1 protein-coding gene is annotated in these 12,171 nt (G+C 73.6%); it reads right to left on the reverse strand.

What is annotated here, in order from left to right:
- Positions 1-107: 107 nt before the first annotated feature.
- Positions 108-12,152, reverse strand: coding sequence for a filamentous haemagglutinin family protein (locus AB3X10_RS02085; RefSeq protein ID WP_369978650.1), 12,045 nt, complete (start codon positions 12,150-12,152; stop codon positions 108-110).
- Positions 12,153-12,171 lie beyond the last annotated feature (19 nt).

Here is a 12,171-nt window from a genome sequence, read left to right on the forward strand (position 1 = left end):
ATTAACTCGATGATTTTCTCGGGCGCGAATCGGTGTCTACGAAATGCGCCGGTTTTCGTTTGCCGCAGCGACGCCGCAACGCCGCCGCGGCCCACGTCGCCGCAGTGTCATGGACCGGGCTGGCAGCGCGGATCGTCCACCTTGCAGTCGCCGAACCCGAGCACCTGCACGGTGATGACCGACGGCGCTTCGCGTGGCGTGGAGGTCCCGCGCGCCGCCAGGTCGCCGACCGCATCGGTCACCGCGGCGGCGGCGTTGGAGGCGGCGCTCAACGCGCCGCCATCGACGTTGCGCGCGGTGCCGACGCCGACGGTGTCGCCCTGCACCTGGATGTTGTCGGCATTGGCGACGAACTGCGAGGCCACGATCAGGTTGCCGCTGGCACGGATGCCGGCATCGCCGGCATCGACGGTGCCGCGCGGAGCGACCAGCACGGCGTTGCCGCGCGGATCGTCCGCGCTCAGGCGCAGCGTGGCGATGCCGGCGCCGCTGACCTGGCCGCTGGCATCGAGCACGCAGTACTGGTCCTGGTCGCACAGGTAGCGCGCCCGCGCGCGCTCGGCGCTGGTCTTGCTGCCCTTGCCGGCGTTGATGTCGCCGTTGGAACTCCACAGCAGCAGGTCGCCGCCGCGCTGGGTGAAGATGCGGCTCTGCGCCAGCAGCACGCTGGCGTCGGTGAACACGCCGATGTCGCCTTGCCCCATCGCCAGGATGCCCTGCTGCGCCGGACCGATCAGCACGTTGCCCTGGGCATCGGTCACCACCGGCGGCGCCAGCACGCTGCCGACCTGCAGTCCGCCGCCCGGGCCGAGGATGCGGATGTCGCCGCCGGCCTGGGTCTGCAGGGTGGAGCCGCGCATGTCCAGGGTGCCGGTGGCGCTGCGCGCGGCCGCGCCGTTGGCGCCGCCTTCCAGGTTGTTGCGGGTATAGCCCAGGCGTGACGGGAACAAGGCCTCGATCGCGGCATAGCCGCGCGCGTATTTCTGGAAGTCGGGGCTGGCGGGATTGGCGTAGCCTTCGCCGACCTGCTTGAGCACGTCCAGGAACACGCGTTCGCTGAGCAGGCGCCGGGTGGCGCTCGGCAGCTGGGTGAACTGGCGCCACGCCTCGGCGGACGTCGGCGTGTCCTGCGTGGCCGCGGCGTGCTGCGCCGACGGCGCGGAGGCGGACGCGTCCTGCGCGTGTTGGCGCACGAACGCGAGCAGCCACTGCCGGTAGGTGGCGGTGCTCTGCGCGCTGCCCGGGTCCAGGTACAGCGCGGCCAGCGCATCGGCATCCTCGCCGTTGGCCACGCCGTAGCGCACGACAAGGTCCGCGCCGGACGTGGTGCGGATGCCGCCGGCGTCGCGACTGATCACGTTGACCTGCAGGCCTTTCATGGCCTCCTCGGCCGAGGTCAACGGACCGAGATTGCGCCCGGCCTCCACCTCGAAGGTGCCCGGGCCGGCGAGCGCCATCCAGCCCCAGCGGATGGCGTCGTCCCCGCGTGGCCCGCCCAGGATCGGGGTGTAGGAGATGTCGCGTCCGGCCTGTACCCGGGTCACGTCCGAGGCCCGGTAGTTCTGCGCCCTCAGGTCGAGATTGACGATGTCGCGCCCGGCGCGGATGTCGGCCGGTTTCGGCAACTGCAGGGTCAGCGGATTGAGCATGAAGCCGTCGGCGGCATAGCCGCTGGCCACGTCGCCGTCGCGGCTGTACAGGCGCACCGGTTGCGTGTCGTGCTGGTGCAGGCCGAGTTGCACGCCGCTGCCGGCCGGGTTGTCGTTGCCGTCGTAGTTGCCGGTCTCGTCCAGCATCGCCAGTTGCAACTTGCTCTTGCCGGCGACCAGGGAGTCGTTGAACAGGCGGATGTCGCCCTGCGCCATCGCCTCGAGCTGCCCTTGCGCGGACGGATACAGGCGGCCGCCGGTTTCGAACTGCAGGCTGCCGGCGTGGGCGACCGCCTCCACCCGCGCCGGCAGCACGTTGTCGAACACGCCGTCGTTGAGGATGAGACTGTCGCTGCCGCGGCTCGCATCGCGCGCGCCGTTGCCGAACAGCACCGCCGGCAGCTTGAGCGTGCCGAGGCGGATATCGCCGTTCAAGCTGTCGACGGCGATCGCCGAGGCGCTGCCGTAGTCGGTGCTGGCGCGGGTGCTGTCGCCCAGCAATGCGGCGACGCCGCCGGAGGACAGCACGTAGCCGGGATTGACGATGGCGCCGAGCGACGCGTCGCCGCCGGCGTGGATCGTCCATTGCCCGTCCTGCAGCGCGAACACCGGGTCGACCGCGCTGCTCACCTGCAGCGGCGTGGCCGATCCGCTGTAGCCTTCGCCGCTCAGCGTGAACGCGCTGCCCAGCTTGCCGCCGGCGTCCAGGCGGCCCTGCCCGCGGGCGACGAAGTAGTCGCCGCCGAGCACGTCGCGTCCGGCGTCCACCTGCAGGTCGCCGCCGCCATAGGTCTGGCGGCCCTGCGCGGTCAGCCGGTAGCTGGTCGGCAGCGATACCGACAGTTCGCGGATGTCGCGCCCGGCCTGCACCGCGACGTCGCCGCCGCTGCTGAGCACGCCCTGGGCGAAGCCGCCGTAGTTGATCAGCCCGGCGCTGGGGGTGACGCCGTCGGCACCGGTCGGATTGCCCACCTGCAACCACTGCCACCAGGACTGGCCGACGTAGTTGCCGGCCACGCCGGTGCGGCTGCCGTCGCGATCGAACACCTGGCGGTTGCCGAGGATGTCGCGCCCGGCCTGCAGCAGCAGGTCGCCGGCGGCTTCGGCGTTGGCCTGCGCGCTGACCACCTGGTCGGCGCTGCGGCTGGCGGCGTCGCTGCGCACGATGCGGATGTCGCTGTCGGCCTCGCTGCCGGCGGCGGGCTGGCCGGCGCTGTAGATGCTGGCCGGCGCGTCGGCATCGGCGAAGCGCAGGTCGCGCGCGGCGGCGATCTGGATGCTGCCGGTGCCGGTGCGCACCACGGTCGGCAGCAGCACGTCCTTCTTGCCGCTTTCCTGGTAGCGCTGGTGGCCGTCGAGCACCACGTCGGCGTCGCTGCCGGCGCGCAGCGCGTCGGGGCGGATGCTGGCGAAATCGGCGCCGGCGACGATGCGGTAGCGGCTGCTGTCGCCGCCGATCAGGCTGGTGGTGGCGAGCGGCAGCGGATTGTCGGCGTTGGCCTGCAGCGACGGGGTGTTGTGGGTGGCCGCCGGCAGCAGCGGCCCGAGCACCGGCGCGGCGGGCAGGGCCAGGGTGGCCAGGCCGAACACGCCGGCGTTGGACAGCTCGGTGTTGTACGCGAACATGGCGAGCAGGTAGCTCTGGTAGCTGGCCAGGTAGGTGGAATAGTCGGCGGGCGAGGTCGGCGCGCGCGGCGCCTCCGGCTGGTCGGGGTAGTCCTGGACCGGGTAGCCGTTGTCCGGCGAATAGCTGTAGATCACGCCTTCCAGCAGGCTCATCGGCAGGCCGCCGAGGTCGTGCGGCTGCTGCAGCATGTCCAGCAACTGCAGGTATTGCCCGTAGTACTGCGCGGCTTCGGCGGGGTCGCCGGGGTCGGACGACGGCGCCGGCAGCAGGCCGTCGATGCTGATGAAGGCGTTGTTGAAAGCGTTGTCGAGCAGTGCCTGGTAGGCGTTGGCCGCGCCGCTGTAGGTGCCCTGCGGGCCGCCGCCGCCGAACGGGTTGCGCAGCTGGTAGAAGCCGTCGCTGAGGCTGGCCTTGATGGTCACGCCGCCCTCGGCGCGCAGGGTCAGCGCCGGCGCGTTGCCGTTGTAGCGGAAGTCCAGCTGGTCGCGGTTGGCGCCGGAGCCGAGGTTCCAGTTGCTCATCACCCGGATCTCGCCGCCGTTGATGGCCGGATCCGGATTGCGCAGCTCGATGCCGGGGCGCGCGCGCAGGTTGGGCAGGTTGCCCAGGCGCGCCTCGAATGCGAAGCCGGGGCGTTGCACGAACCCCATCAGCGTGCCGGGGGTGCCGGCGCTGTCGTCGGCATAGCCGTAGAACTGGCGATGCGCGGCGTTGGCGCTGTCGGGAACGAACACGTAGCGGCTGAGGTAATCGGCGATCTGCGCCGGCGTGGTCGGCGCGGCCAGCGCGTTGCCGGCCAGGTCCGACCAGCTGCCGGCCAGCAATGCGCCCTGCGCGTCGTACCAGCCGGCCGGATCGATGATGCCGTCGAAGTGCTTGAGCGGATCGGTGCTGGCGTCGGTGGTGCTCCACACCGCGTAGGCTTCCAGGCCCACTTCGCGCGCGCCGCGCACGCTGGCGCCGTTGGCCACGGTCACGTTGACCTCGCCATCGGCGAGCAGGGGCGTGCGGATCTCCACGCTGCCGCCGGACAGGCCGCCGGCGCTGCCGCCGGAGACATCCAGCACCGCCCCTGCGCCGATCGCGATGGTGCCGGCCGCGCCGGCCTGCACGTTCTGGTAGCCGTAGTCGGCGTTGAGGGTGCCGTCGTCGCGGCCGCTGCTGCCCAGCGTGATCGTGCCGCCGCGCGTGTCGGCGGCGCTGCCGCGGGCCAGCAGCTGGCCGTCGATCGCCACGCCGTGGCGGCCCCACAGCGCGATGCTGCCGCCCTGCGTGCCGGAGGCGTCGATGCTGCCGGCGATGCCGATGTTGCCGTTCGCCGCATCGCGGCCGCTGGCGTCGGCGCCGCCGTCGGCGGTCAGGGTCACCGCGTCGGCGCGCAGCGTGTTGCCGGCCGACAGCAGCAGGTTGCCGCTGCGCGCGTGCAGGTCGATGGCGCCGTCGAAGCCGCCGCCGGCCAGTTGCGCCGCGAGCGGATCCAGCGCGATCGCGCTGCCCGAGTCGAGCAGGAAGCGGCCGCCGCGGCCCTGCGCGGCGTGGCCGTCGAGGGTGCCGGGCAGGGTCACCCGGCCCTGCGCCGCCGCCAGGTTGACGCTGCCGGCATCGGCATTGCCCACGGCCGACACGACGAGGCGGGTGGAGGCATCGGCGAGCACGTCGCCGGCGCTGGCCTGCAGCGTGACCGTGCCGCCTTGGGTCGGCTTGGTGGTGTCGAAGAACGTGCTGGCCACACCGGACGCGTCCAGCGTGGCGCCATCGTGCAGGCGCACCGCGCCTTCGGTACTGTGCAGCGCGATGGCGCCGGAATTGGCGCGGATCAGCCCGTCGCTGTCGATGCTGGCGGCGACCAGGCTGACCCGCCCGCCCAGCGGCTGCGCGGCGCTGGCGCTGCCCGCGCTGCGTTGCAGGCGCAGCGCGCCGCCGGTGAGCAGGGTCTGGTCGGCGCCGGCGTCGGCCAGCAGCAGCGGCGTGCGCAGGTCCACGTCGCGCGTGCCGAAATCGAACTGGCCGCGGTCGCGCACGTACAGCGTCTGCGCCGCATCCACCGCGACCGCGCCGAACCCGGTCAGCTGCTTGTCGCCGCCGGCGAAGGCGACCTCGCGCCCCTGCAGGTGCAGCAGGCCGCCGCCGGCCACGCTGTCGGCCGGTGCCGCGCCGGCGCCCTGGTTGGACAGGGTCAGCTGGTCCGCGCGCAGGGCGACGTCGCCGCCGTCGCCGACGAAGCGGCCGGCGCTGAGGGTGAGCGCATTGCTCACGCGCAGGTCCAGGCCGCCGGCCAGTTGCATGTCGCCGTAGCTGTGCAGGTTGACCTGTTTCGCCTGCGCGAACTGGGCCAGGCTGCCGGCGCCCAGCACCAGGCCGTCGGCCTCGCCGCTGGCCGCCTGTGCGTCCAGCCGCACGTGCCCGGCGCTGGCGTCGATGCGCTGGCCGCGCAGCAGCGCGCCGGCGTCGATCGCGCTGTCGCCGGTGGAATCCAGGCTCAGCGCCGCGCCGCCATCGAGCAGCGCACCGCTGCCGACCTGCAGCCGCGCGCGCGCCTGCGCCGCGTCCGGCACGTTGTCGCGCACGATCGTGGCCGCGCCGAGGCTGGACAGGCGCAGCAGCGCACTGTCGCCGCTGTCGCCGCCGTCCTCGCCGATCAGCAGCGTCGTGGCCGCGCGATCGCCGCTGCCGCCCTGCGCCTGCAGCACGCTGCCGGCGTCCACGCGCACGCCGCTGTCGGCATCGGTGGCGTCGCCGGCAGCGGCCAGCAGCAGTTCCGGCGCGCGCAGCGCGCTGCCGGCATCGTTGCTGACCCGCAGGCGCTGCGCGCTCACATGCAGGCGCGTGCCGTCGGCGCTCTGCTCGCGGGTGCCGCCGAGCAGCAGGCTGCCGGCGTTCATCGCATTGAGCGCGCTCGCCTCCACGCCGACGTAGCCGGCCGTGGCGGTCTGGCCGGCGCCGAGCACCTGCAGCGCGTGCGCGGCGATGTCGATCTGCGCGGCGTTGCCGCCGCTGGCCGCGGCGGTGTTCAGCGTCGCGCCCAGGCGCAGCGCGTCGCCGGCGGCCAGGACCAGTTGCCCACCGTCGCGCGGCAGTTGCGGCGTCGCGTTGCCCTGGCTGGCCGCCTGTGCGGCGAAGAACGCATTGGCGCCGGTGCGGGTGTATTCCGAGTACAGGCCCCAGGTCGCCGCCGACTGCACCTCGAACAGCTGGCTGCGCGCGCTGCGGGTGCCGCTCAGGGTATCGACCAGGTAGCCGGCGACCACCGCGGTGCCGTCGGCCGCGACCAGGTTCTGCGCGGCGGTGGCGTCGGCGCTGCCGCTGCGCGCGACCACCCGGTAGGCGCCGGGCAGGGTGGCGTACTTGGCCGGCAGCAGCGTGTAGTCGCCGTCGGCCAGGCCGGGCACGCCGCTCAGATGCACGGCGCTGCCGAGCGCGGGCGTGCCGCCCTTCTGCTCGAACGCCGCGTCGCTGGCGGCGACCGGCGCCTGTACCCCGGGCACGATCGCGTAGACGGTGCGGCCGTCCGCGTACAGCGGGACCTGGGTGGCGCTGCCGCTGGCATAGCTGGTGTTGGTCGAGGACAGCAGGTCGCGGCTGCCGCCGGTGCCGGGCACCCATTCGCTGGCCTGCAGGTCGCCGCCGCCGGACAGGTCCACGCGCGCGCCGGGCGCCAGCGCGACGCTGTCGGCGTCCAGCCGGATCTGCTTCTGCGGCGGCGCGCTCAGCGCGGTGCTGCTGCCTTGCGCGCTGCCGTCGTAGCGCCATTGCGCGCCGTCCACGGTGCTGCCGTACGGCAAGGTCGCGCCTTCCAGCGACACCGAGGTGAGGCTGCCGGCGCCGAGGCTGACCTCCAGGGTCGGGGTCAACGTGCGATTGCCGAACACCGCGCGCGCGGCCGCGTCGTCGAGCGCGCCGACCCCGAGCAGCAACTGCCCGCTCGGCGCGCGCAGGCGTCCGTCCTGGGCGATGCGGGTCGCATCCAGCGCCAGCGTGCCGCCGGCCGACAGCGGCAGCGCCGGCAGCTCGCCCTGCGCCTCGATGCGGATGCGGGTGTCGGCGCGGCTGCCGTCGCTGCCCAATGCGCCGAGCGCGCGCACCAGGAAGGTCTCGCCGCTGGCCGGATACAGCTGCGCGGCGTTGAACGTCAGATTGCCGGCGGTCAGCAGTTCGCCGGCGCGCGGCGTGGCGATGCCGTTGGCGTCGAGCAGGTAGGCATAGGCGGCGGGCGTGTGGAAACGCAGCGCGCCGCTGCTGGACAGGCGTGCCTCGCCGACGCCGTCCAGCGCGAACTGGCCGCCGAGATCGATCTGTGCGGCGTTCACCGTCAGCGTGGTCGCGCCGGGCGCCTGCGGTTCGGCCAGCACGGCCGCCGGGCTGGTCGGCGACTGCCAGCCGTTGAGGCCGACGTAGGCGGCGCTCAGGCTGACCTGGCCACTGTCGGCGAGGCTGCCGAACCCGGTCGCGTCCTCCGCCAGCAGCGCGTAGCGCGGCGCGTTGAACAGCAGCGCGCGCGACAGCGACAGGTCGACGTCGCCGGCGAAACCGACCGGCACCTGCGCACGCAAGTTGCCGGTCGGCGCCTGGTCGCCGACCAGCAGGGTGTCGATGCCGCTGCCGTGCAGGCGGTCGGCGGCGAAGTACAGCGGGCCGGGCGTGGCGGTGGCGCCGGGCAACGGCGCATCCGGCTGCGCGCCCTGCGGCAGGCGGCTGTCGTGCTGGGTGAAGATCACGCCGCTGGGACCGGCGAGCAGTTGGTTGCTGCCTTCGGCCAGCTTCAGCGGCAGCAGCGCCAGGGTACCGCCGCGGTCCTGCGCGCTGCCGCCGCCGGCGCGGATGCTGCCGTCGAAATACAGGCCGGTGCTGGCGGCCAGGTCCAGGCGTCCGCCGGCGCTGCCCACGGTCTGCGCCTGCAGCGTGTCGCCGCCGCCGATGAGGGCGTTGCCGCTGGGCAGGTCGAGCACGGCGCTGGTGCCGGACAGGTCCAGCTGCGCGCCGGCGGCGACCACGATCGCGCCGCTGTCGTTGCTGAGGGTGATGTGGCCGCCGTCGAGCACGCGCCCGCTGCGTGGCCGCAGCAGGCCGCTGGCGCCGGGTTGCAGGGCGGCCTGCGGGTCGAGCAGGGCGATGCCGGAGACGTCCAGGCGGCTGTCGGCGCCCAGCCATACCGCCTTGCCCGGCGCCGCATGGGCCTGGCCGCGGTCCACCGCCGGCGCCGCGGACAGGCCGTAGCTGGCCGAGGTGTCGCCGGACACGGCGATGCTGCCGCCCTGCGCCTGGATGCCGCCCAGTATCGCGACCTGGCCGCGCCCGCCGATGCGCACGTTGGCGCCCGGATCCAGCAGCAGCTGCGCGCCTGCGTCGAGCAGCACGCGGCCGCTGGCGCCGCTCAGGCTGGGATCGCCGGCGACGCGGCCGAGAAAATCGCCGCCGCGCAGCGCGAAATCGGTGGCGGGGCGGTAGAACGGATCCAGTTGGCCGAGCGTGGCGTAGCCGTTGCCGCCGGCCTGCGCCGCGCCGGCGACCACCGCACTGCCGCTGGCGGCGCCGCGCAGCGCCTGCAGGTTCGGGAGCAGGTTGCGCTGGCTCACCCGCAGCTCGGTGCCGGCGACAATGGTGGCGTCCTGTTCTGCGGCCAGGTCGTAGCCGCCGAAGCTGTTGTCGGCAAAGAAACCCGCATCCAGGTGCAGTACGCGCGCATCGCCCGGCGCGCTGCCGCCGATCTGCACGCCGAAGGCGCGCAGGCTCAGCGTGCCGCCGCCGGCGAAGTTGTCCGCGCGCAGGCTGGCCGGGTCGAACTGCAGCAGCCCGGCGCCGGCGGCCACCGGCAGGTCGGCGGTGTAGGTGGGCGCGCCGGGATTCTCGTTGGACGGACGCACGTAGGTATGCAGCGCGATGTCGCCGCCATGGCCGAGCGGCCGGCCGTCGCGCATCGCCAGCGCGCCGTCGGCATCGACGTAGCCGCCGCCGGAGGCGTCGAGCACGGCGCCGGTCGCGATCAGCAGCGAGGCGCTCTGGTCGCTGTTCTGGCCGGTGGCCGCGTCGGTGAGCCGGGCCTGCAGCGCGTCGAGGGCGATGCTGCCGCCATCGACGAAGGCGCTGCCCTGCGCTTCGGTGCCGAAGCGGCGGTCGTCGTTGATCCAGCGCCCGCTCACGTCCAGCCGTGCGTCCGCACCGAGCAGCAGGTCGCCGTGGCCGAGCGACTGCTGGGTGTTGCCGGCTTGCCGCGGATCCTGCGCGTAGGCGAAGCCGCCGCTGCTCTGCAGCGCGATCTTGCCGGCATGCGCGGTCAGCGTGCCGTCGATCTCCAGGCGCTGCGCCTGCAGCGACATCGTGCCGCCGTCGGCGACCTGCAGCGCCGCGCCGGCGGCGACCTCGATCACCGGCGCGTTGCCGATCGCCAGCGTCTGCAATCCGCTGCCGTTCACCATGCGCGTGGACAGCTGCGACCAGAACAGCGGATTGTCGCGGTCCTGCGCCGGGGCCGCGCTGCCCGGCAGCGCATCGGCGCGCGTCTCGAGCGTCAGCCCCTGCGGCAGCGCCGTGGCGTCGTCGACGATGCGCCAGCTGCGTTGCTCGCGGCCGATGTCGCCGTTGACCGACAGGCCGATCGTCGCGTTGTACAGGCCCACATCGCTGTCGATGCGCAGCGCGCCGCCCTGCGGCAGGGTGCCGTTGGCGATCTGGTAGCGCCCGGCGAGCGCCTGCGCGGACAGGTCGCCGGCGAGCAGCGCCACGCCCGGTTGCTGGCCGCTGCCGCTGGCATGGCGGCCGAGTTCGATGTTCAGCGCACCGGCATCGCCGCCCTGCAGATAATCGCTCTCGTAATAGCGGCGGCTGCCCAGCAGCGGGTTGGCGAACTGTTCGCTCACGCCCCAGCGGATGTGCGCGACGGTCTGCGTGCCGGCCACGCCCAGGTAGCGCAGCGACGGATCGGCGCTGGCCAGGTCGTACAGGCGGCCGTCGGCGCCGAGCAGGCGCGGCGTCTCGACCATGCCGCCGAGCATGTGCACGTAGCCGCCATCCATGTTCACCTGCGCGCCGGGCGCGATCACCAGGTCGCGCGCGCCGATGTTGATGGTGCCGCCGTCGAGCAGCATCTCGTCGATCGTGCGCGGCACCTGGTCGACGTAGCCCTGCGCGTTGAGCAGCGGGCTGCCGACCCAGGCCTGGCCGTCCTCGCGCACGCCGCTGGCGCGGCGATCGAACTGCAGCGCCTGGCGGAACAGCGCGCCGTCGCGCTGCAGCGGCGCATCGGCCAGTTCGTTCTGGCCCACGCGCGGGATCTGCACCAGGTTGCTGCTCATTGCCTGTTGCACATCGGCGATGCCGGACACGTCGAGCCGCGCGCCGCTGTCGATCAGCAGCCGGTTGTTGAGCTGGGCACGCCCCTGCAGCCGGCTGGTCTCGCTGCCCAGGCCGATCAGGTTCACGGTACCGCCCGGGGCGAAGGTGAGCGACTGATCGCGCAACTGCACCTGGGCGCCGGCCAGGACCATCGTCGGGCCGACGAAGGCCAGGTCGGCGGCGTTGCTGGAGGTGGTGGTCTCGCCATCGTGCTCGGGCAGGATGGCGGTGACCGAGCCGGGCGCCAGCTCCAGCGCCCCGCCCCGGTAGTTGGCCAGCGCGTCGCCGCCGACCAGGGCCTCCTGGTTGATCGCCAGCAGCATCGCGCTGCCCGGGCGGCTGATGCTGGTGCTGGCCTGGACCAGGCCGCGCTGCTGCACGCTGTAGCCGGCCAGGGTCGCGTTGCCGCGGGTGGCGGCGACGATGCCGCTGTTGTCCAGCGTGCCGATCGCGGAGCGGTCGCCGGTCGGCGAGAAGAAGCCGCTGAAGCCCAGCGGCATGCTGTTGCCGCTGCTGGTCCCCAGCAGCTGCTGCAATTCCTGCGACTGACGCAGGCCCAGCACCGCCGCCAGCATCGCCTGCCCGTCCTGCGCGGTCACCGTGCCGGCGTTGCTGACGTTCGGCGCGGCGATCAGGGTATAGCCCTGGCTGCCGCTGGCGATGCGCGCGCCGCTGTCGATGCGGATGTCGCCCGGGGTCTGCCCGGCGGCCATGCTGTCCAGCCCGGTCAGCACCGTGCCGCTCTGCCCGGTTGCGCCGAACAGGCCGCGGGCCAGGAAGGTCTGGTCGCTGAGCGCGCGGTTGGCGTCGAACAGGTCCAGCGACGACACCAGCAGCGAATGCACGTTGACCTGGCTGGCGCCGCCGAACAGCACGCCGTTGCGGTTGAGCAGGTAGACCTGGCCCGGCGCCTGGATGCTGCCCAGGATCCTGCTCGGCGCCGCGCTCGGGTCGTTGACCCGGTTCAGCGCGATCCACTGCGCCGCGTCGCTGCCGCCGGCCGACTGGTCGAACTGCAGCACGGTGCGGCTGCCGACGTTGAACGTCTCCCAGTTGAGGATCGCCTTCTTCTGGGTCTGCTGGATGGTGACCTGGGTGGTGCCGCCGACCACCTGTTGGGTCGGCGCGCGCGCGCCCAGCCACACGTTGCGCTGGCCCAGGCGCGGATCGTCGCTGCGCACCGCGCCGGGATCGATGATGGCGCCGTCGGGCAACTGCAGGCCGCCCTTGCCCAGGCCATCGGGGACCATGCCGGCTTGCGCGGCCTGCGCCGCGGCGCGCGCGGCGGCCTGGGTCGCGTCCAGGGCCTGGCGCGCCTGCGCGGCGCGCTGGAACGCCTGCAGCGAGGTCTGCGCCAGCTTGCTCGCCGCCGCCGACTGCAATCCTTGTTGCTGCGCGGCGGCGGCCGCCTGCGCGCCCGGATCGGCGCCGCGGCGCACGAACGGACTGCTCTGCGCCTGGCTGCGGCCGACCAGGGCGGCCGAGATCGCCACGCTGAGCAGCAGCAGGCGAAGGGGACGGCGGGTGCGGCGGCGGTTGCGGGGCATGGCGGCGATCTCGGTAGCG

The organism is Xanthomonas sp. DAR 80977, assembly GCF_041240605.1.
Lineage (GTDB): Bacteria > Pseudomonadota > Gammaproteobacteria > Xanthomonadales > Xanthomonadaceae > Xanthomonas_A > Xanthomonas_A bundabergensis.